Genomic DNA, 21,772 nt, shown 5'->3' on the forward strand with positions numbered 1-21,772 from the left:
GGGGGCATGGGGATCAAGGGTTTTCGGCGGACCGCCGTCGCGGATTCCCGGATCGGCTCCGCGTCGAATCGTCTGGTTCCGGATGCCGCCCAGAGGGCCGTGCTCCAACTCGCCGACGGCGCATCGGCGGCGGTCATCGGAGCGCCGGGCACCGGCAAGACCACGACCCTCGTCGAACTCGTGGCCGATCGGGTGCTCGACCGCGGGTGGAGCACCGAGCACGTTCTCGTGCTCACCTCCAGCCGAACGACGGCGACCGCGCTGCGCGACCGGATCGCGCTGCGGCTCGGCGTGCCCACCAACGGCCCGCTCGCGCGCACCGTCAACTCCCTCGCCTTCGAGATCGTCGGCGCGGCGGCGGCCTCGGCCGGCGCCGCTCCGCCGAGGCTCGTCACCGGCGGCGAGCAGGACGCGGACATCGGCCAGCTGCTCGAGGGCCAGATCGAGGACGGTGCGGCGCCGGCCTGGCCGGCGCCCCTCGACGAGGACGTGCGCCGCCTCCGCGCCTTCCGCACGGAGCTCCGTGAGCTCATCATGCGCGCAACGGAATACGGGGTGACCCCCCGGCGACTCGCGAAACTCGGCGCAGAAACCGGGCACCCCGAGTGGGTCGCCGCAGCGGACTTCATCTCCGACTACCTCTCCGTGGTGAGCAGCTCACGGCCTGGCCAGCTCGACTCGGCGGAGCTCGTGCAGTTCGCGATCGCCGCCCTCGGCCGGGGCGAGGCCGGGGAGCGCGTCGCCGGTCTCCGCCTCGTGGTGGTCGACGACCTCCAGGAGGCCACCAAGTCCACGATCTCGCTGCTTGCCGCCCTCGCGGCGCGCGGTGTCTCGATCGTCGCGTTCGGCGATCCGGATGTCGCGACGAACGCGTTCCGCGGCGGGGAGCCGGATGCCCTGGGCCGGCTCGGCAGCGTGCTCGGCGTACCAGACCTCGTCACCATCACCCTGGGCACGGCGCATCGCCAGGACGCGACCCTGCGCGAGTTCACCGCACGGGTCACCGAACGCATCGGCACGGCCGGCGCGGTCGGCCAGCGCGCGGCCGTCGCCGGCGCCGCCCCTGCTGCGGCCCACGGCTCCCCGGTGCTCAGGATCACGGCGACGAGCCAGGCGAGGCAGTGGGCGGCGATCGCCCGGCAGCTGAGGGAGCACCATCTGATCGGCGGCATCCCGTTGTCCGGCATGGCGGTCGTCGTGCGCAGCGGCGCCCTCGTGCCCGTGATCGCGCGAGCCCTCGCCCTCAACGAGGTCCCCACCCGCACCGCGGTCGGCGGGCGGGCCCTGCGCGACGACCACGCCGCGCGCAGCCTTCTCTCCGTGGTGGACGTGGCCATCGGGCGCACTCCGCTCACGGGCCCCCTCGCCGCAGAACTTCTCCTCGGCCCCTTCGGCGCACTCGACCACCTCGCGCTGCGGCGCCTGCGCCTCGCACTGCGGGCCGAGGAACTCGCCGGCGGCGGCAACCGGGCGAGCGACGACCTGCTCGTGGAGGGGCTCGGCGCCCCCGGCCGGTTCGCCACCATCGACCACCGGGTAGGCCGCAACGCCGAGCGGCTCTCGGCCACCCTCGGCGCCGTCGGGGCGCTCGCCGCCGACGGCGGCACCATCGAGGAGCTCCTCTGGCTCGCCTGGAACCGCAGCGGGCTCGCCGACGACTGGTTCGCCCAGGCGACGAGCGCCGGCATCACGGCCGCGGAGGCCAACCGCAACCTCGACGGGATCGTCGCCCTCTTCACCTCGGCGAGGCGGTTCACCGAGCGCCGGCCGGGCACGGGCCCGAGCGTGTTCCTCGACGACGTGCTCGACGCCGAGGTTCCTGAGGACACCCTGTCCCCCCAGTCCGCCGCGGAGGCGGTGCTCGTGACGACGCCCTCCGGCGCCGTCGGCCTGGAGGTGGACGTGGTCGTGATCGCCGCCCTTCAGGAGGGTGTCTGGCCGAATCTCCGGTTGCGCGGGTCCCTGCTCAACCCGCAGGACCTCGTGCGGGTGATGACGGGGCTCGACGACGTGGTGATCGACGAGCGACGCCAGGTGCGGGATGACGAGCTGCGGATGTTCGCGCTCGCCGTGTCCCGCGCCCGCCGGCAGGTGATCCTCGCCGCCGTGTCGAACGAGGACGACGCCGCGAGCGTGCTCTTCGCGCTCGCGCCCCCCGGCACGCCGGTGGTCGATGCGGCGACCGTGCGGCCGCTCTCCCTGCGGGCGCTCACCGGGCGGCTCCGACGCGAGCTCGTGCAGGAGCGGCGCCCGGCGCCCGAGCGGGCGGCCGCGGCCTCCGCCCTCGCCCGGCTCGCCGAGGAGCGGGTGCCCGGAGCGAACCCGGCGGAGTGGCACGGCCTGCTCGAGCCGTCGACCACCGAACCGCTCTTCGACGGGGACGAGACCGTGCCGGTCTCCCCGTCCAAACTCGACGCGTTCGAACAGTCGCCGCTCGACTGGTTCATCGACACCGTCTCGGGCACCCAGTCGAGCACGGCGATGGGCCTCGGCACGATCGTGCACTGGGCCATGGAGACCGCCACCGACTCGAGCGTCGACACGGTCTGGCGCGCCATCGAGCAGCGCTGGAGCGAGCTCTATTTCGAGTCGCCGTGGTTTGCGGAGCAGCAGCGTTCGGCCGCGCGCATCCTCGCCGCCGGCGTCGCGGACTACCTCGCCGACTTCGAGCGCGAGGGCAAGTCGCTCGTCGCCGCGGAGGGACGCTTCAGTCTGAAGATCGACCGCGCCACCGTGAACGGGTCGATCGACCGGGTCGAGCGCTCGAGCGACGGATCCGTGGTGATCGTGGACCTCAAGACCGGCACCCCCACCGTGCGGCAGCAGGTCGTCGACGCGCATCCGCAACTCGGGGCCTACCAGCTCGCCTATTCGCAGGGAGTGCTCGACGAGTTCCTCGACGACCTCGGCGAGCACTCCGGCGGGGGAGCAAAGCTGCTCTTCGTGAAGAAGGGCAAGAAGAAGAAGCTCTACCAGGAGGGCGTGCAGGCCCCGCTCGACGAGGAGGCCCTCGAGGGCTTCCGGGCGCGGATCAGGCAGGCGGCCCTCGGGATGGCGGCGGCCGCCTTCGAGGGGGCGGTCGAGCTGAGCGAGTGGGGTGGCTTCGATATCGCGTCGCGCAAGCTGCACCGGGTGCGGGCGGTGTCCAGTGACTGACAGCGGGCGAGTGCCGGTGAGCGCCTTCGACATCGCCGACGCCCTCGGGCGCCCGCGACCGACCGAGCAGCAGCGGCGGGTGATCGAGTCGCCGCTCGAGCCGGCGATCGTCGTGGCGGGCGCCGGCAGCGGAAAGACCGAGACGATGGCCAATCGGGTGCTCTGGCTGCTCGCCAACGGGCGGGTCGCGGCGAGCGAGCTGCTGGGTCTCACCTTCACCCGCAAGGCGGCTGGCGAACTCTCCAGCCGCATCCGCGAGCGCATCGGAGAACTGCACTCGGTTGGCCTGCTTCCGGGCGACTACGACGAGTTCGACCCGCCCGTCGTCGCCACCTACAACGCGTTCTCGAACACCATCTACCGCGACAACGCGGTGCTGCTCGGCCGGGAGAGCGACGGCGCGGTGCTCGGAGAGGCGTCAGCCTGGCAGCTGGCCCGCTCGATCGTCGTCGCCTCCACCGATGAGCGCCTGCCGGGGCTCGGCAAGAGCATCGACTCCGTGACGAAGGCGGTGCTGGCACTCAGCCACGAGCTCAGCGAGAACGTCGTCGACCCGCGCGACGTCGCCGCGATGGCCGCCCGATTCGCCGGACTGGCCGAGCTGCCCACGGGCGGGACCGGTGTCTACGAGGACGCCGTCACGCTCGCGAAGACCGTCGGGGCGCTTCCGGTGCTCGTGGACCTCGCCGGCGAGTTCGCGCTGGCCAAGGCCCGGCGCGGATTCGTCGAGTACTCCGACCAGGTGTCGCTCGCCCTCGAGATCGTGCGCGGAATGCCGAAGGTCGCCGCGGAGATCCGCGAGAGGCACCGCGTGATCCTGCTTGACGAGTACCAGGACACGAGTGTCGTCCAGACCTGGCTGCTGTCCGAGCTCTTCGCCGGCCGAGCGGTGATGGCCGTCGGCGACCCGAACCAGTCGATCTACGGCTGGCGGGGGGCGAGCGCGGCGAACCTGGAGGGCTTCGCCGGGCAGTTCGGCGGCGGGCGTGTGCGGGAGTTCGCGCTCAGCACGAGCTGGCGCAACGGCCACGACATCCTCTCCGTGGCGAACGCGCTCGTGCAGCCGTTGCGGGAAACGACGACGGTGGGGGTGGAGCGGCTCGACGCCGGCCCCAACGCGAGCGACCTGCCGGTCGAGGTCATCGTGGAGGAGACCCTGCAGGAGGAGGCGGACGCGGCGGCGCGCTGGCTCAAGGCGAGACTCCAGACGCGCCAGGGCGAGACGCCACCCACCGCGGCGATGCTCTTCCGCGCCCGCAAGACCCAGGGCGTGTTCATCGACGCCCTGCGCGCGCACGGCGTGCCCTTTCACGTGCTCGGCATCGGCGGAATCATGGCCGAACCGGAGATCGCCGACCTCGTCTCGGCGCTGACCGTGGTCAACGATCCCACCGCCGGATCTCAGCTCGTGCGGCTGCTCGCCGGCTCACGCTGGCGAATCGGGGCGGCCGACCTGCATGCCCTCAGCCGGCTCGCATCGTGGCTGCGCGACCGGGACTACGCCCAGCGCCCGCTGGACGCCGAGCTCAAGGACCGCCTGCGCGCCTCCGTCGCGGAGGGCGAGGGCGGCTCGATCGTGGACGCGATCGACTTTCTGGCCTCCGCCCGTCCCGGCCATTCCGCCCTCTCCCGCTTCAGCGAGGAGGGGCTGGCGAGACTCCGGGACGCCGGCCGCACGCTGGCGAGACTCCGCGCCCGGGCGAGCCTCGACCTGCTCGACTTCGTGACCGTGGTCGAGCAGGAGCTGCTGCTCGACATCGAGGTCGCGGCCAACGAGACCCGGTCGCTCGGTTCCGCCAACATGGAGGCCTTCTTCGACGCGCTCGGCGGCTACCTCACCGTGGACGACTCGGCGAGCCTCGGCGGATTCCTGGCCTGGCTCCGCGAGGCCGAGTGGCGTGACGGGCTCGCGCCCCGTCCAGAAGACGCGGAGGCCGGCACGGTGCAGCTGCTCACCATTCACGGCGCGAAGGGGCTCGAGTGGGACGTGGTGGTCATTCCCCGTCTCGTCGAGAGCGAGCTCCCCGGCTCGCCGCGCGAGGGCTTCGGCGGCTGGCTGTCGTTCGGCACCCTGCCGTACGAGTTCCGCGGCGACGCGGCGGAACTCCCTCGCTTCGACTGGGAGTCCGCGGCATCCCGCAAGGAACTCCTGGCCTCGGTCGACGAGTTCAAGTCGGCCGTGCGGCAGCGGCACGAGCTCGAGGAGCGGCGGCTCGCCTACGTCGCCGTCACCCGCGCCCGGCACTCCCTCCTGCTCACCGCGTCGTTCTGGTCGACCCAGACGACCCCGCGCGCGCCGAGTCCGTTCATCGTCCCGCTCGCCGAGGCCGGCGTGATCGGCCCGCTCCCGCCGGCGAGCGAGCACGCGGAGAATCCGCTGGGTGACGACGTCAACCTCTTCCTCTGGCCGCTCGATCCGCTCGGCGGCCGCCGAGCGGCGATCGAGCGCGCGGCAGACCTCGTGCGTGCCTCCGCCCCGGGGGACGCGGGGCCCTGGGATCGCGAGCTCGACCTGCTCCTCGAGGAGCGGCGACGGCGGCTGGATGCGGCCGAGTACGTCGACCTGCCCGCGCGTGTGCCAGCCTCCCGGTTCAAGGACTTCGTGGCCGACCCGGCAGCGGTAGCCTCCGCGCTGCGTCGGCCGATGCCGGAGCGGCCGTTCAGGGCGACGAGCCTCGGCACGGTGTTCCACGACTGGGTGGAGCACCGCGCCGGAGTGCACGGGGCGACCGAGCAGCTCGATGCCCTCTCCACCGAGCTCGACGGGATCGACGGGATCGATGGGCTCGGCGAGGGCGAACTCGCCGAGCCGGAGGGCCTCGAGCGACTGCGGCAGATCTTCGAGCGGTCGGAGTTCGCGGCCCTCAAGCCGGAGAGCGTCGAGATCGAGATCCACCTGATCCTCGAGGGCGAGATCGTGGTCTGCAAGCTGGACGCGGTCTACCGGGTCGGCGACCGCTACCGCATCGTCGACTGGAAGACCGGCAAGGCGCCCCGGGATGCCGCGGACCTCGAGGCGAAACAGCTGCAGCTCGCCCTGTACCGGCAGGCCTTCGCGGAGTGGAAGGGCATCGACCCGGAGTTGATCGACGCCGTCTTCTACTATGTGAGCGACGACGCCATCATCCGTCCGGAGCGCATCTACTCGCGGGACGAACTCATCGCCCTGTGGCGCGCCGTCGCCTGACCGCCGCCGCCCATCGGCTCTTCCCCACTTCCCTTCTCTTCCCTTCTCTGCTCTCCCTTTCCGAAATCCATGCATGCTTGCCCGACACGCCGTTGCCGGGTGCCTCCACACGGCGTGTCCTGAAGGAATGCATGGATTTCGGAAGAGAACGGAGGGGGAAAAGAACGGAGGAGGAAGGATGCCGCGGGGGAAGCATGCTGCGGAGGGGGCGGGCCGGCTAGTTCGCGGGGGAGCCCTGTCGAGCCACGATCGCTGCGATGAGCGCGTCCACCGGCTTGCGGGCGGTGCCGGGGTTGTCAAGCAGGCTGAAGTCCACGTCGCCGAGGGTCGGCAGCTCGAGTGCGGGGGAGAGCTCGCTCAGGTCGGGCGGGATCAGGCTCTGCGGGAACGCGGCGATGCCGATGCCGGCCCGCGCCGCCGCGAGCACACCGTTGATCTCGCGCACGTTGCAAGTGATGCGCCAGGTGCGGCCCGCGGATTCGAGCGCGCTGATCGCGACCGTGCGGCTGAGGCTCGGGGCCTGGTAGGCGATGAGGGGAACATGCTGTCCGGGTTCGAGGCTCAGCGTGCGGTGCCCCACCCACACCATCCGGTCCCGTCGCACGAGGCGGCCGACTCCGATGCCCGGCTCCTGCTTGATGAAGACGAGGTCGAGCTGCCCGGCCTGCAGGCGGCGGGCAAGGGCTCCGCTCTGGTTCACGGTGAGTTCGAGGTTGATCTGCGGGTAGAGCTGGCGGAAGTCGCGCAGGATCTGCGGCAACTGGGTGAGCGCGAGGTCGTCGGCCGAGCCGAATCGCAGCCGGCCCCGCATCGCCGACCCGGTGAAGTAGCTCGAGGCCTGGTCGTGGGCGGCGAGGATGGAGCGGGCGAAGCCGAGCATCGCGTCGCCGTTGTCGGTGAGGCGCACCTCTCGGGTGTCCCGTGCGACGAGGAGTCGTCCCGCGGCCGTTTCGAGCTTGCGGATGTGCTGGCTCACCGTGGGCTGGCTGAGCCCCAGCAGGGTCGCGGTCTTGGTGAAACTGAGGGTCTCGGCCACGGAGACGAAGCTCTTGAGGAGCACCGGGTCGAACATTCAGGCCTCTCATTACGAAATCCAATAGGACTTATAGGGCCGATTCTATAAGGCAATGGATGGAAACGGGCCTAGCGTTGGCGTGACCATACGAAACGCACGAGTATCGCGAGACATCAGACTGTGACGACAGAATCGCCGACAATGAGTCCGGCAACCGAGCCCATCCCCGTGCTCCACGAACGACCGCGCTGGCGCGACACCTTCATCTCGCTGCGCATCTACAACTACCGCCTCTATGTGATCTCGCAGCTCATCGCGAACACCTCGGGCTGGATGCAGAAGATCGCCACCGACTGGCTGGTGAACGAGCTCACCCACAACATCACCCTCGTCGGAGTGACCGTCTTCCTGCAGTTCGCCCCGGTGCTCGTGTTCGGCGTGTGGGGCGGGGTGATCGCCGATCGCGTGGACAAGCGCCGGCTCATGATGGCCACCCAGTCGGTGACCGCCGCTCTCTGCGCGACGCTCGGCCTTCTCACCATCCTCGGCATCGTCGAGGTGTGGCAGGTCTGGGGAGTCGCGCTCCTTCTCGGCCTCGTCGCCGTCGTGGAGGGCCCGGCGCGCTCCGCGTTCGTGAATGAGATGGTCGGCCACGGCCGGCTGCGGAACGCGATCAGCCTTAACGCGTCGATCTTCCACCTCGGCGGCCTGCTCGGCCCGGCCATCAGCGGCGTGCTCATCGCCCTGGTGGGTTCCGGCTGGTCGATCAGCGTGAACGCGATCGCCGCCGTTCTGGTGGTGGTGGCCCTGGCCAGCATGCGGGTGCGCGAACTGCGCCCGTCACCGCGCGCCGAGCGCGCGCGCGGCCAGATCCGGGAGGGGCTGAGCTACGTGATCGCCAAGCCGACGATCTTCTGGCCGATGGTGATGCTCGCCTTCGTCTCGACCTTCGGCATGACGCTGCCGGTGCTTCTCGTCTCGTTCGCCGACACCGTGTACCAGACGGGGGCGACCGGATACGGCCTCTACAGCTCGGCGGCCGCGGTGGGGGCGCTCTCCGGCGCCGTGCTCTCCACCCGCCGGATGAATGTGCGGCTGCGCACGATCGTGGTCGCAGCCGGCCTGTTCGGTCTCGCGCTCATCCTCGCCGGCTCCGTCAGCTGGGAGCCGCTCTTCATCGTCTTCCTCGTGAGCATCGGCGTCACGCGTCTGCTCTTCGCCACGGGGGCCGAGTCGATCGTGCAGCTCTCGACCAACCGCGTCATCCGCGGTCGGGTGATGTCCCTCTACTCGATCATCATGCTGGGTGGCCAGGCGCTCGGCGGCCCGATCAGCGGCGCGATCGCCGAACATCTCGGCGTGCATGTGGCCATGACCGTCGCCGGCGCGATTCCGGCGCTCGCCGCGATCGTGATCGGGACGGTGCTCGCCAGGACGGGACGGCTCAGGCTGCGGTTGCAGTTGCGACGCAACCGCGGGCCGTTCGTGATCGTGCGCCGGGCATCCGGAGCGTGAGTCCGGGGGCGTGAGGCGGGCTAGGCGCGCTGGACGCCCTCCGTCGCATGCCGGTCGCCGCGATGCCGGAGGCTGGACCTTCTCGGCCCTCTGGCGGTGCCGGCTAGTGGTGCCGCCCGCGTCGGTCGGGCCGTGTTCTGCAGGACGGGCCCCGGTGGTGTGGGTGCCTACCCCGCAGACTCCAGTTGTGCAGGACGGCTTGTGCAGGACAGTTTGTGCAGGGCAGCCTGTGCAGGGCAGCCTGTGCAAGACAGCCTGTGCAAGACAGTTTGTGCGGGACACGGCAGGGGTGCGGCGACCCGAAGGGTCCCGGTCTGCAGGACGCTACCGTCTCGGTTCTGCACCTATCGTCCTCGCCATCCGCCCGAGGCGTCCTGCAGAACCCGTCCTGCCGTCCTGCAGAACCCGTCCTGCCGTCCTGCCGTCCTGCCGTCCTGCACAACCTGTCCTGCACAACTGGAGTCTGTAGGGCGGGCGCCTGTGGACGGCGGCACCGTCCTGCACAACCTGTCCTGCGCAACTGGAGTCTGCGGGGCGGGCACCTGTGGACGGCGGCACCGTCCTGCACAACGCGTGTCAGGAGCAAGGGAGTGCCGCACAGTTGCGAGGACAGGCGGGCCGAAATGCCCTCCCGACGCTACAGCTAGGCGCGCTGGTTGCGGTCGAGCATCGCCTCGACCTCGTGCACGGCCATCACGGGCATCGTGTTGTGGGTCAGGGACTGTTCGAGGTCGTTCTGTACCGTGTCGACGAGGCCGTGCAGCATGGCCACCGCGTCATCAACGATCTCGGTGCTGCGCTGCTGGGTGCCGTGCAGCAGCCACTTGGCGATCTCGAGTTCGGCGTAGAGCATCGCGCGCTGCTTGACCTGCCGGTCGCTCGACCCGCGGGCGAGGGCGTAGGCATCGAACGCGGCCTCCGCCACGTTCTCGCCGTGGGCACCGAGCAGCCAGTAGAGGTCGCGCGCGGGGTCGCCGACGCTCAGGGTGTGCCAGTCGAGCAGCCCGGTCACGCCGCCGTCCGAGCTCAGGAAGGATTCGGCACTGAGCGAGCCATTGATCACGGTCGGGGCGAACTGCCAGAGGGCCGAGTCCTCGGTCGCGCGCTCCCAGCGGCCGAGGAGGGCGGCCGGAACGAGGTGGGTCGCGGCGGCCCGGTCCATGATCACGACGCTCGAACGCAGGATCTCGACCGGGGTATAGACGGGGAGGCCGGCGTCGGCGATGAAGCTCGTCGGCAGCGCATGCACGGCGGCGATGGCGCGGCCGATCGAGTCGGCGAGACCGTCGTCGGTCTCGATCGAGTCGAGGGGCACCTTCGAGCCGTAGACGAATTCGTAGACGACCGCGCGGGTGCCGCCGATCGGGGTCTGGCCGGCGAAGTTGGTGACGCTGAAGGGGAGCCTGGCCCGCACTCCGGTGCTGAGCGCCCGAAGCGCCACGAGATCCGCAGACTGCTCGGCCTCGGCCCGTTCGGACGTGGGGACCCGGATGATCCAGTGCCGGCCGTCCCGCCCGGTGAGCAACGCCGCCTCGAAGTCGCCGTGCGCCCCCGAGCCGAAATTGGTGGCGGACGCGACGTCGAGGCCGGCTACGGCTGCGGTCGCCAGCGCGGCTAGAGTGAGATGAGATCTGGCCATACCTCACAGGGTAGGTCGTAGGTCGCCGGCCGGCACGAACGCCACGCTGTTCCCGCCTCCTTCACCGATTGGTCGCCCCATGTCCACTCCGCCCCCAGCCCGGCAGCCGCAGGCCGCCCTTCCGTTCTCGTCGCTTCCCCTCTCCCGCCACGCGCTCGACCGCGACTACCTCGGCCGTAACCGGGAGGGCCTGTTCGACGAGCTGTGGGGCGACCCGGCCACCCGCGTGCTCGTGCTGTGGAAGGGCAACGCCCTGCTCGGCGCGAACGGTCGCCTCGCCCTCCTCCCGACCGATCGGGTGCCGGATGCCGAGCTGCGGCTCTACCTCGGACGCTCGCTCGCCGGGGACTCCCGCGGTCTGCCGATCGTCGCGGCGCAGATCGGCGACGAGGCGGCGGTGAGACTCAACTCCGACCCGGCGGCGTGGGCGAACCTCCGCGTGGTCGGCAACACCCTCAACGACCTCGACGCCGGACTCTTCACGGCGGCGCTCGCGCTCGCCAACTGGCACACGTCGCACGGCTTCTCGCCGCGCACCGGCGCCCCGACGGTGCCGGACCAGGGCGGCTGGGTGCGCCGGAACCTGGATGACGGCAGCGAGATCTTTCCCAGGACCGACCCGGCGATAATCGTCGGCATCGTCGACTCGCAGGACCGCATCCTGCTCGGTCACAACGCGATGTGGGACGCCAATCGCTATTCGCTGCTCGCCGGCTTCGTCGAGCCCGGGGAGTCGCTCGAGAGCGCGGTGATCCGCGAGGTGTTCGAGGAGTCGGGCATCCGCGTCGTCGACCCGATGTACCTGGGCTCTCAACCGTGGCCGTTCCCCGCGTCGCTGATGCTCGGGTTCTCGGCCCGGGTCGACCCGGATCATGAGTCCACCCTCACACCGGACGGAACCGAGATCCTGGACCTGCGCTGGTTCAGTCGTGCGGAACTCGCCGACTCGCTCGGCGAGATCTTCCTGCCGGGGTCCACCTCGATCGCCCGGGCGATCCTCGAGCGGTGGTACGGCGGCCCGATCGACGACGGGCAGCAGTGAGTTCGGCCGAATCCCTCCTCGACGGCCTCGACGCCGAGCAGCGCGTCGCGGCCGAGAGCCTGCTCGGACCGCTGTGCCTTCTCGCGGGGGCCGGCACCGGCAAGACTCGCGCGATCACCCACCGCATCGCCTACGGCGTGGCCACCGGCGTGTACGCGCCCGGGCGGGTGATGGCGCTCACCTTCACGTCGCGCGCGGCGGCGGAGCTGCGCGGCCGTCTCCGCGTGCTGGGGGCGACGGGCGTCGCCGCGCGCACGTTCCATGCCTCCGCGCTCTCGCAGCTCGGCTTCTTCTGGCCACAGGTGATCGGCGGCACCATGCCCCGCATCCTCGACAGCAAGGGCAGGCTTCTCGGCCAGGCGGCCGAGATGCTGCGGCTGAAGCTCGACACCGCCACCCTGCGCGACCTCGCGGCGGAGATCGAGTGGCGCAAGGTCTCCCGGCTCACCCTCGACCAGTACGCGGAGATCGTCGCCCAGCGGCCGCTTCCCGCCCTCCTCACCGCGGAGAAGATGATCGCCCTGCACTCGGCATACGAGGCGATCAAGGACGACCGCCGACAGCTCGACTTCGAGGATGTGCTGCTTGCCACGGCCGGCATGATCGAGACCGAGCCGCGGGTCGCGCAACAGGTGCGCGAGCAGTACCGCTTCTTCGTGGTCGACGAATACCAGGACGTCTCGCCGCTCCAGCAGGCGCTGCTCGACCTGTGGCTCGGCGACCGGCAGGACCTCTGCGTGGTGGGCGATGCGAGCCAGACCATCTACTCCTTCGCCGGGGCATCCGCGGACTACCTTCTCGGCTTCCCCACGCGCTACCGGGAGTCAACGGTCGTGCGGCTCGAGCAGAACTACCGGTCGACACCGGCGATCGTGCACACCGCGAACCGTCTCATGCGGGGACGGCCGGGGGCTCTCGCCCTGCGCGCCGCGGTGAAGCCCCCGGTGGCCATCACGCCGTCGGTCACCACCTACCCGAGCGACATCGCCGAGGCGCGAGCGGTCGCGGCCCAGATCGGTGAGCAGATCGCGGGCGGCGCCAAGCCGCAGGACATCGCCATCCTCTATCGCATCAACGTGCAGTCCGCCGTGCTCGAGGCCGCCCTCACCGACGCCGGCATCACCTTCCAGCTGCGCGGCGGCACCAGGTTCTTCGAACTGCAGGAGGTGAAGCAGGCGCTCATGATGCTCAAGGGCGCCGTCGTGGGCGCCACGCGCGAGCCGCTGTTCAAGACGGTAAGTGATGTTCTGCGCTCGCTGGGCTGGACCCAGGATGCCCCGGAGGTGCGCGGTGCGGTGCGCGACCGGTGGGAGTCCCTCAACGCGATCATGGGCCTCGCCGAGGCCTCGCCGAGCGGCACGACCCTCCGGGCGTTCGTGGACGAACTGTTCGAACGATCGGCCGCCCAGCACGAACCGACGATGTCGGCCGTGACCCTCGCGACCCTGCACTCCGCGAAGGGCCTCGAGTGGGACACCGTCTACCTCGTCGGCCTGAGCGACGGTTTCGTGCCGATCACCTACGCCAAGACGCCGGAGGCCATCGACGAGGAACGCCGCCTGCTCTATGTCGGTGTCACGCGGGCCCGTCGCCGACTGCACCTGTCGTGGTCGAGCGGTGGAGGCGGCCGGGGCGGCGCTCGCCGACCGTCACGATTCCTCGTCGAGCTGGACTGACACCCTCGACCGAGTCGATGCCGCCGGATGCCCCGCAGAGGCAGTCCGGATGCGGCCACCACACGGTGCTGCGCCTCGCGCCGTCCGCGGTGCCGATGGCGAGGGAGGTGGCGGAGCCTCCTCGCGGGCCGGGCTCTCGTCCCTCGGGCGGGGCAATCCTCGCGAGCACGAGCCGCGCGACGCTTACCGCGACCTCCTCGACGAGGAGCGCGCTCTCCGCGGTCGGGCGACGGCCCAGGAGCTGAGTGGCGATCGCGGGCCAGGCCGGGTCGGCATCCGTCCTGGCGAGTTCGACGCACCAGAGGCACGGTCCGATTCCGGGCTCGACCAGGGGCCCCAGGCGCACGGCCTCGTCGCCGAACACGACAGGCAGGTGGGGGAGGTCTCGGCCCAGCCAGCGGCCGTGGAGCCCTGGCGGAATCACGTACCCGGCGACGATCACGACGAGGGCCGTCTCGTCGCCGTCGGGGACCACGGCCACGTTCGAGCGGCGCAGCAGGTGCGCGATGTGCTCGGCCGCCGGTCCGTCGCCCACGATCGTGACTCTGCCCTGAGGGGCGGCGTCGGTGGCCGGGACGAGCGCCGGCCCCAGGCGGTCGAGCAAGAGCCCCACCTCGCCGTGGCCGCCGCCCGCCGACGCGGCGATCATCTCGAGCCCCGATCGGCTCACGCCCACGCGCAGGGCGGCGATCATCCGCTCGTCGGCGCCGGACACCTCCTCGAGCACGACTCGCGGCGCGTCGACGCCGAACTGAAGGCTCGACGGAGTGCGCCAGAGCAGGGGAAGCCGGGGATCGAGTCGCAGAACCATCCGCCCATGATGCGCGGACGCTCCCCCCGGCGTCGCCCGCAGTCCACAGGCCGCCCCGCCGCGCGGCCCGCCTTGCCGGCCCGCCTCCTCCGTCGCCTCCGCCGTCTCCCGTCGCCCCACCCTCCGAAATCCATGCATTCCTGCCCGACTCGCCGCTCAACTACCCCGTCGAGGGCGCGTCGTCGAGAAATGCATGGATTTCGGAAGGGGAAGGGGAAGGGGAAGGGGGAAGGCGGCAGGGAAGGGGCGGGGCCGGCCCGGGGGTTAGTGCGAGGGGTCGTCGGCCGAGCCGTCACGCGCCTCGTGCGGTCGATCGTCCGTCGTGTCGTTGAGCAGGTCCTCGATGGCCTGGTCGATGTCGTCGGGTTCCGGCGAGGGGCCGGTGAGTCGAGCGACGAGGGCGGCCGGGTCGTCGATGTCCTCCGACGTCGGCACGAGGTCCGGATGCGACCAGAGCTCATCGCGAGCCTCCGGACCGACCTCGTCGGTAAGTTTCTGCCACATCGCGGCGGCCTCACGCAACCGTCGCGGCCGAAGCTCGAGGCCGACGAGGGTGGAGAACGCCGATTCGGCCGGGCCGCCCGCCGCGCGCCGACGTCGAACCGTCTCGGCGATCGCCCCGGACTTCGGCAGCCGGGTGGTCGCCTTGGCGGTCACGACATCCACCCAGCCCTCGATCAGGGCGAGCATGGTCTCGAGGCGCCCGAGGGCGGCGAGCTGGGCCTCGGACTTCGGCGGGATGAGGGCCCCGCTCACCATCGCCTCGCGCAGTTCCTCCGGATTCGACGGATCGAAGTCGGTCGCGAGCTGCTCGAGCCGCTCGGTGTCGATCCGGATGCCCTGGGCGAACTCCGAAATGGAGGTCATGAGTTGCAGCCGCATCCACTTCGCGTGCCGGAACAGCCTCGCGTGGGCGAGCTCGCGCACGGCGAGGTAGAGCTGCACCTGGTCCTGCTCGATGTCGAGCCCCGCGCCGAAGGCGGCAACGTTCTGGGGGAGCACCGCCGCCTGCTGGTCGGCCTCGGTGCCCGCGCTGAGCAGCGGGATGCCGACGTCGCCGCCGGAGACGACCTCGCTTGCGAGCTGGCCCACGACCTGGCCGAGCTGCATGGCGAAGAGGGTGCCGCCGACGTTGCGCATGAGCCTCGACGCGCCGTCGATCATGCCGGACATCTCCTCCGGCGCCTGGTCGCGCAGCACGTCGGTCAGGGCGTTCGCGATGCTGAGGGCGACCGGCTCGGCCAGCTGCGTCCAGATCGGCATGGTGGCGGTGATCCACTCGGTGCGGCTGAGGAGCCGCGGATGCACCGTCAGTTCCGAGATGTAGGTCGCCTCGTCGAGCCACAGGGCGGCGATGTGGAACGCCTGCTCGAGCGCGGCACGCTCGGCCGGGGTGGTGGCGACGACGTCCTTGGCGGCGATCGCCTTCGCCTGCTCGAGGGCGAGTCCCCAGTTGATGCCGTCGCCGCTCGACTGCAGCGCGTTCTGCAGCTGGCCGATCAGGTTCTTAATCATTTCGGGGTCGTTCGGCAGGCCGGCCGCGGCGGCGAGACGCTCAGGGTCGATCTCGCCGTCACCGGAGAGAAACTTGTTGAGCATGTCGCGGAATTCGTCTTCCGGGTCGTGCGCCGAATCTTCAGACATAGCAACTACGCTAGCCGCTGCGCGCTCGACGCGGCTTGTTTTGACCTGTGCCTTGGCCCCGAAGATGTGCGCCTGTGGCGAACATCACGCGAAAGGACAGCGGTGGCGATCTTCACCGACGATTCTCCGGTCGGCGCGCCCGCTCGGCGCCGTTCCCGCTGGGTCGGCTGGACCCTGCTCGCCGGCGCGCTCCTCGGGTCCTTCGGCTTCGCCATGGTCCCGGCGCCCTACGTCATCGAGCAGCCCGGGCCGGTCTTCAACACCCTGGGCACGGTCATCTTCGACCACAAGCAGGTTCCGCTCATCGAGATCCCCGGCGAGAAGACGTACCCCACCACGGGAGCGCTCGACATGCTCACGGTGAACGTCGTCGGTGACCGCCAACAGTCGCCCAGTTGGTTCGAGGTGGCTCAGGCCTGGCTCGACAGGAGCAAGGCGGTGCTCCCGCTCGATTCGATCTACCCGGTCGGCGAGACGGTGAAGCAGTCGAACGAGCAGGCAACCGTCGACATGCAGAACTCCCAGAAGGACGCGATCGCCGCGGCGCTCACGCGGCTCGGCTACACCCTGCCGAGCACCCTGTCCGTCGCCGGCTTCTCGCCGGACTCGCCGTCGAAGGGACGCCTCCAGAACGGTGACACCATCCTCAGTGTCAACGGCACGAAGACCGACAGCGTTCTCGGGCTGCGGGCCATCATCGCCAAGTCGGGTGCCGGCGTTCCGCTGACCATCGCCATCGCGCGAGGCGGCCAGACGAAGAGCGTGGAGGTGACGCCGCAGCTGAGCGCCGGGCCCCGGCCGGCACCCATCATCGGCATCTTCCCGGCGGTGTCGTACACCTATCCGTTCACGGTCAAGATCCAGCTGCAGGATGTCGGCGGCCCGAGCGCCGGACAGATGTTCGCGCTCGGCATCATCGACAAACTGACCCCCGGGTCGATAACCGGAGGCGCCAAGGTGGCCGGCACCGGCACGATCGACGCCGACGGAAACGTCGGCGCCATCGGCGGGATCCGGCAGAAGCTCTACGGCGCGAAGAACGCCGGCGCGACCTGGTTCCTCGCCCCCTACAGCAACTGCAACGAGGTGACCGGGCACATCCCGAGCGGTCTCCGGGTGCTCGCAGTGAAGACGCTCGACGACTCCCTGGCCGCGCTCAAGGCGATCTCCACCGGAGCGAGCACGAAGTCGCTGCTCGCCTGCCCGGCCGGGTGACCGGCGCGGTGACCACGCAGAACCACCCCTTAAGATGAGGGACCACAGCATCCGCCACAAAACAGGAGCAGTCTCGTGACGTCCAGCCGTACAGAAGAGCGCCAACCTGCGTCGCGATCGAGGGTCACCGTTCTGGTGACGATCGCGGTTCTCGCCGTTCTGGTTGTCCTCTTCTTCATCTTCTCGAGCCTGTACACCGACTGGCTGTGGTTCGACCAGCTGGGCTTCCTCAACGTGCTGACCACGCAGTGGGTGGCGAGCGCCGTGATGTTCTTCATCGGCTTCTTCGGCATGGCGGTGCCCGTGTTCGTGAGCATCGATGTCGCGTTCCGTTTCCGGCCCGTGTACGCCAAGCTCAACCCGCAGCTCGACCGCTACCAGCAGGTGATCGAGCCGCTCCGCCGGCTCGCGATGTATGGCATCCCGGCCGTGCTCGGCCTGTTCGCCGGGGTGGCGACCTCCTCGCGCTGGCAGCTCGCCCTCGAATGGATCAACGGCGTGCCATCGGGCAAGGTCGACCCTCAGTTCGGGCTCGACATCTCCTTCTACCTCTTCGCGCTGCCGTTCTACCAAGCGGCGGCGGCCTTCGCCTCGGCCGTCGTGTTGATCTCCGGCATCGCGGCGCTCGCCACGAGCTACCTCTACGGGGCGCTGCGATTCAACGGCCGTGAGGTGCGCATCTCGCGCTCCGCGCGCATCCAGCTCGCGACGATCGGTGCTGTCTATCTCGCGCTGCAGGCCGTGAGCATCTGGCTCGACCAGTATTCGACTCTCAGCAGCCAGACCTCGAGCACCCTCTTCGAGGGAGCGTCATACGCGGACGCCAACGCCGTGATCCCCGGCCGGCAAATCCTCGCCGGCATCGCCGCGGTCGTGGCGATCCTCTTCGTGATCACGGCGATCGTCGGCCGCTGGCGCCTGCCCATCATCGGCACGGCGCTCCTGCTCGTGAGCGGCCTGCTCATCGGGTCGGTGTACCCCTGGATCGTGCAGAAGTTCCAGGTGGAGCCGAACGTGCGCACGCTCGAGGCTCCATACATCGACAGGAACATCGCGGCGACCCGAGAGGCCTACGGTGTCGCCGGCGTCAAGGAAGAACCGTATTCCGCCACGACGACGGCCGCCCAGGGTGCCCTGCGCAACGACGCGGAGACCACCGCGAACATCCGCATCATCGACCCGGCCCTCGTCTCGGACTCCTTCGCCCAGCTCGAGCAGATCAAGCAGTACTACCAGTTCGCCCCGCACCTCGACGTGGACCGCTACAAGATCGACGGCAAGTCGCAGGACACCGTCATCGCGGTGCGCGAGCTCAACCAGGCCAACACCGGTGCCCAGCAGAGCTGGTACAACAACACCCTCGTCTACACGCACGGCTACGGCGTCGTCGCCGCTTACGGAAACCAGCGGTCGAGCGACGGCCTGCCCGTCTTCCTCGAGTCCGGCATCCCGAGCACCGGCGCCCTCGGCAAGTTCCAGCCGCGCATCTACTTCGGCGAGGACTCCCCGACCTACGCGATCGTCGGCGCCCCCAAGGGCGGAAGCAAGATCGAGCTCGACTACCCGGCCGGCGACCAGGGCAACAACCAGAACGCCACGACGACGTTCTCCGGCAACGGCGGGCCCAAGCTCGACAGCGTCTTCAAGAAGCTGATCTACGCCATCAAGTTCCAGTCCGAGCAGATCTTCCTCTCCAACGGCGTGAACAACGACTCGCAGATCCTCTACAACCGCAAGCCGGTCGATCGCATCCAGAAGGTCGCCCCGTACCTGACGCTCGACAGCGATCCGTACCCGGCCGTCGTGGACGGCAAGGTCGTCTGGATCGTGGACGGCTACACCACGAGCGCGAGCTACCCGTACTCGGCGATCCAGCAACTCAGCAACGCGATCTCCGACACCTACACGCCGGCTCCGGACTTCGCGCTCGACAACATCAACTACATCCGCAACTCGGTGAAGGCCACGGTCGACGCCTACAGCGGAAAGGTGACCCTCTACGCCTGGGACGACAAGGACCCGATCCTCAAGACCTGGCAGAAGATCTTCCCGTCCACGGTCAAGCCGGTGAGCGCGATGAGCGCTCAGCTCATCAGCCACGTGCGCTACCCCGCCGACCTCTTCAAGGTGCAGCGCGAGATCCTGGGCACATACCACGTCACGGACTCGAACACCTTCTACTCGTCGACGGATGCCTGGATCACGCCGAACGACCCGGTGTCCGACGCGGCGACGGCGAAGCTCCAGCCGCCGTACTACCTCACGATGAAGCTCCCGGGGGCGAAGCAGCCCGCGTTCTCCCTGTACTCCACCTACATCCCGAACTCGAAGGGCGTCGGCACGAGGAACATCCTCACCGGCTATCTGGCGGCGAACGCGGATGCCGGCAGCACGGCGGGAAAGATCGACTCCGGCTACGGAAAGCTCACCCTTCTCGCGCTGCCGAAGCAGGACACGGTGCCGGGCCCCGGCCAGGTGCAGAACAACTTCAACACCGATACGGCCGTCGCCAACCAGCTGGCACTGCTCCAGCGCGGTGACACGAAGGTGAAGCGCGGCAACCTGCTGACGGTGCCCGTCGGTGGAGGACTGCTCTACGTGCAGCCGATCTACGTCGAGTCGACGGCCGAGACGAGCTACCCGGTGCTGCGTAAGATCCTCGTGTCATTCGGCGACAAGATCGCCTTCGAGGACACCCTCAACGCGGCGCTCGACTCGCTCTTCGGCGGGGACTCCGGGGCGAGTGCCGGGGACGGCGGGGTCGCGACGACACCTCCGGCCACCGGAACTCCCACGCCGCCGACCACCCCGTCGACGGGCACCGACGCCACGCTCAAGGCGGCGCTGGCCGACGTGCAGTCGGCGCTCACCGCGCGCGCCGCGGCACTGAAGTCTGGGGACCTGAGCGCGTATGCGACGGCCGACCAGGCCCTCGTGACGGCCCTCAACAAGGTATTCGCCCTGGAGAAGTAGACACGTGAACGACGGGATCGCGCTCGACTCGGGCGATTGGCTCGACGCCAATCGAGCGAACTGGGACGAGCGGGTTCCCGTGCACGTCGCGAGCGAGTTCTACGACCAGTCGGGGTTGCGAGCCGGCCGGGGCGCGCTGTACCCGATCGAGGAGGCCGAGCTGCCGGTGGTCTTCCCCGAGGGGGTCGGCGGGCTTCGAATCCTTCACCTGCAGTGCCACTTCGGTGCCGACTCCCTCGTTCTCGCGCAGCGCGGGGCAACGGTCGTCGGCATCGACTTCTCGAGGCCGGCAGTTCGCCGGGCGCGGGAGCTCGCGGCGGAGGTGGGGCTTTCCGGGCGCTCCAGGTTCATCGAGGCGAACCTCTACGACGCGCGGCACGCCCTGCCGGAGCCGGAGTCGTTCGACGCCGTCTACACGACCTGGGGCACCATCGGTTGGCTCCCGGATGTCGCGGAGTGGGCCAGGATCGTGGCCTGGTTCCTCAAGCCGGGAGGCCGCCTGTATTTCGCGGACGGGCATCCGACCGCCTTCGTCTTCAGCGACCGGACCGACTCCACCGTGCTCCCGTCGTTCACCTACCCGTATTCCACCGACGGTGTCGCCGATGTCGTCGACGAGAACTACGACTACGCAGACCGGGACGCGCTGTTCGAGAACACGGTCACCTACGAGTGGCAGCATCCGCTCTCCGAGACCGTGACGGCGCTGCTCGACGCCGGGCTGCGCCTCGACTTCTTCCACGAGCACTACGAGCTGCCCTGGCGCATGTTCGAGGCGCTCGAGCCCACCGGGACGGGCCTCTGGCGCTGGCCGGAGAAGAAGTGGCTGCCTCTGGGGATGAGCATCGCGGCCACCCGACTCTGACCGCTCGCGACCCGCGCTGGCAAGCTGTGGTAGTGTTACTTCTTGTGCCGCGGGGTGGAGCAGTTCGGTAGCTCGCTGGGCTCATAACCCAGAGGTCGCAGGTTCAAATCCTGTCCCCGCAACAGAGAACGACACGAAAGGCCCGGAATCATTGAGATTCCGGGCCTTTTGTTTTGCTCGGACCTCCGGTGCCTCCGGTCCAGACTCCGGTCCAGGGGTGGATTTCCTGCACCAGTCCGTTACCGTCCCGTTTGCGGGCGGTCTCAACTGACCGCTGTTCTGCAGGCTGTTTCGATGGCTCGGCCATGTGTGAGGCATCGCGATTACGGTTGGAGGGTGCTCACAAACGATCCGCTGCCCGAACGCCCCGCTCCGGACAACCCTTCGGGGAAGTTGGTTTTGTTGCGCCATGGGGAGACGGAGTGGTCCAAGGAAGGACGCCACACAGGACTCACGGATGTTCCGCTCACTGCTCGAGGTGAGGAGCTTGCCCGCGGCGCAGGTCGGTTGGTCGCTGGCTACGATTTCTCACTGGTCCTGAGCTCGCCTCTGCAGCGCGCGCAGCGGACCGCCGAACTGGCGGGCCTCCATGCCGAGGTCGATTCGCTCCTCGTGGAATGGGACTACGGCGGATACGAAGGGCGTACCTCGCGCGACATTCGCAGCGAGCTCGGCTACAACTGGAGTGCTTTCACCCACGGCGTGATTCGCGGGCGGACGCCCGGCGAGACAGTGGAAGAGGTCGCCGCGCGCGCCTCGCGCGTGCTTACGCGAGTGCTGCCTGCGATGGCGGAGGGAGATGTCGCCCTGATCGCGCACGGCCACTTTCTGCGCATCCTGACGGCCGTGTTCCTGCGGATGGCCCCACGTTTCGCGGCCCAGATCACTCTGGATGCGGGATCAGTGTCCGTGCTCAGTTTCTACCGCGAGCAGCCGGCCATCCTTTCTTGGAACTACGGACCCGAGCTACCCCTGGTCCCCTCGGAGTCCTGAGCTCTTCATGAAATGAGCCATCCGGGAAACGTCTGTCGACG

The 21,772-nt window shown here is 69.5% G+C and carries 13 protein-coding genes and 1 tRNA gene; 10 read left to right on the forward strand and 4 right to left on the reverse strand.

All coding sequences use genetic code 11. The features are described 5' to 3' along the window. Positions 1–6 precede the first annotated feature (6 nt). Positions 7–3,156: an ATP-dependent DNA helicase gene (locus tag FVP33_RS06520; RefSeq protein ID WP_147782809.1), complete on the forward strand. Its 3,150-nt coding sequence runs from the start codon at positions 7–9 to the stop codon at positions 3,154–3,156. After that, the gene (locus tag FVP33_RS06525; protein WP_147782810.1) at positions 3,149–6,343 is read left to right on the forward strand and encodes an ATP-dependent helicase; all 3,195 of its coding nucleotides are present in this window, start codon (positions 3,149–3,151) and stop codon (positions 6,341–6,343) included. Before FVP33_RS06520 ends, FVP33_RS06525 begins: the two co-directional genes overlap by 8 nt. A 217-nt stretch (positions 6,344–6,560) precedes the next feature. Here FVP33_RS06525 and FVP33_RS06530 read toward each other — a convergent pair whose 3' ends face one another. Continuing rightward, positions 6,561–7,415: a LysR family transcriptional regulator gene (locus tag FVP33_RS06530; RefSeq protein ID WP_147782811.1), complete on the reverse strand. Its 855-nt coding sequence runs from the start codon at positions 7,413–7,415 to the stop codon at positions 6,561–6,563. Between the two features lie 144 nt (positions 7,416–7,559). Between FVP33_RS06530 and FVP33_RS06535 the strand changes: the two genes are divergently transcribed. Beyond that, complete coding sequence (locus tag FVP33_RS06535; protein ID WP_187270601.1) at positions 7,560–8,873, forward strand: MFS transporter; 1,314 nt, start codon at positions 7,560–7,562, stop codon at positions 8,871–8,873. Between the two features lie 643 nt (positions 8,874–9,516). Here the strand turns inward: FVP33_RS06535 and FVP33_RS06540 are convergent. Further along, the gene (locus FVP33_RS06540) at positions 9,517–10,512 is read right to left on the reverse strand and encodes a phosphotransferase (protein ID WP_147782812.1); all 996 of its coding nucleotides are present in this window, start codon (positions 10,510–10,512) and stop codon (positions 9,517–9,519) included. 79 nt (positions 10,513–10,591) lie between these two features. Between FVP33_RS06540 and nudC the strand changes: the two genes are divergently transcribed. Both nudC and FVP33_RS06550 read left to right on the forward strand, forming a co-directional pair. Beyond that, positions 10,592–11,554 carry an NAD(+) diphosphatase gene (gene nudC, locus FVP33_RS06545; protein ID WP_147782813.1) on the forward strand — a complete coding sequence of 321 codons (963 nt, stop codon included), beginning with the start codon at positions 10,592–10,594 and terminating at the stop codon, positions 11,552–11,554. Further along, a complete protein-coding gene (locus tag FVP33_RS06550; RefSeq protein ID WP_147782814.1) occupies positions 11,518–13,230 on the forward strand; it encodes an ATP-dependent helicase in 1,713 nt (570 codons plus the stop codon). The genes nudC and FVP33_RS06550 overlap by 37 nt, the downstream gene beginning before the upstream one ends. Here the strand turns inward: FVP33_RS06550 and FVP33_RS06555 are convergent. After that, positions 13,130–14,041 (reverse strand): hypothetical protein, encoded by a 912-nt coding sequence (locus tag FVP33_RS06555; RefSeq protein WP_147782815.1) that lies wholly within the window; start codon positions 14,039–14,041, stop codon positions 13,130–13,132. The two genes, FVP33_RS06550 and FVP33_RS06555, sit on opposite strands and share 101 nt — an antisense overlap. 264 nt (positions 14,042–14,305) lie before the next feature. Then, positions 14,306–15,685: a zinc-dependent metalloprotease gene (locus FVP33_RS06560; protein ID WP_147782816.1), complete on the reverse strand. Its 1,380-nt coding sequence runs from the start codon at positions 15,683–15,685 to the stop codon at positions 14,306–14,308. Positions 15,686–15,787: 102 nt separating this feature from the next. Here FVP33_RS06560 and FVP33_RS06565 point away from each other — a divergent pair, with 102 nt between their 5' ends. From FVP33_RS06565 to FVP33_RS06585, 5 genes are all read left to right on the forward strand, one after another. Continuing rightward, positions 15,788–16,900 (forward strand): YlbL family protein, encoded by a 1,113-nt coding sequence (locus FVP33_RS06565; RefSeq protein ID WP_147782817.1) that lies wholly within the window; start codon positions 15,788–15,790, stop codon positions 16,898–16,900. 132 nt (positions 16,901–17,032) lie between these two features. Continuing rightward, positions 17,033–19,873 carry a UPF0182 family membrane protein gene (locus FVP33_RS06570; protein ID WP_147783207.1) on the forward strand — a complete coding sequence of 947 codons (2,841 nt, stop codon included), beginning with the start codon at positions 17,033–17,035 and terminating at the stop codon, positions 19,871–19,873. A gap of 4 nt (positions 19,874–19,877) precedes the next feature. Beyond that, positions 19,878–20,738: a class I SAM-dependent methyltransferase gene (locus tag FVP33_RS06575; protein ID WP_147782818.1), complete on the forward strand. Its 861-nt coding sequence runs from the start codon at positions 19,878–19,880 to the stop codon at positions 20,736–20,738. A 48-nt stretch (positions 20,739–20,786) separates the two neighbouring features. Further along, a tRNA-Met gene (locus FVP33_RS06580) sits at positions 20,787–20,860 on the forward strand. Positions 20,861–21,074: 214 nt separating this feature from the next. After that, the gene (locus FVP33_RS06585) at positions 21,075–21,731 is read left to right on the forward strand and encodes a histidine phosphatase family protein (protein WP_246142204.1); all 657 of its coding nucleotides are present in this window, start codon (positions 21,075–21,077) and stop codon (positions 21,729–21,731) included. The last annotated feature ends 41 nt before the right edge of the window (positions 21,732–21,772 follow it).

Source organism: Lacisediminihabitans profunda, from assembly GCF_008040105.1.
In the GTDB taxonomy this organism is placed as follows: Bacteria; Actinomycetota; Actinomycetes; order Actinomycetales; family Microbacteriaceae; genus Lacisediminihabitans; species Lacisediminihabitans profunda.

Coding starts and splice junctions, on each gene's coding strand:
- FVP33_RS06520 (WP_147782809.1), top strand. CDS start 7: ATGGGGATCAAGGGTTTTCGGCGGACCGCCGTCGCGGATTCCCGGATC.
- FVP33_RS06530 (WP_147782811.1), bottom strand. CDS start 7,415: ATGTTCGACCCGGTGCTCCTCAAGAGCTTCGTCTCCGTGGCCGAGACC.
- FVP33_RS06535 (WP_187270601.1), top strand. CDS start 7,560: ATGAGTCCGGCAACCGAGCCCATCCCCGTGCTCCACGAACGACCGCGC.
- FVP33_RS06540 (WP_147782812.1), bottom strand. CDS start 10,512: ATGGCCAGATCTCATCTCACTCTAGCCGCGCTGGCGACCGCAGCCGTA.
- nudC (WP_147782813.1), top strand. CDS start 10,592: ATGTCCACTCCGCCCCCAGCCCGGCAGCCGCAGGCCGCCCTTCCGTTC.
- FVP33_RS06555 (WP_147782815.1), bottom strand. CDS start 14,041: ATGGTTCTGCGACTCGATCCCCGGCTTCCCCTGCTCTGGCGCACTCCG.
- FVP33_RS06560 (WP_147782816.1), bottom strand. CDS start 15,685: ATGTCTGAAGATTCGGCGCACGACCCGGAAGACGAATTCCGCGACATG.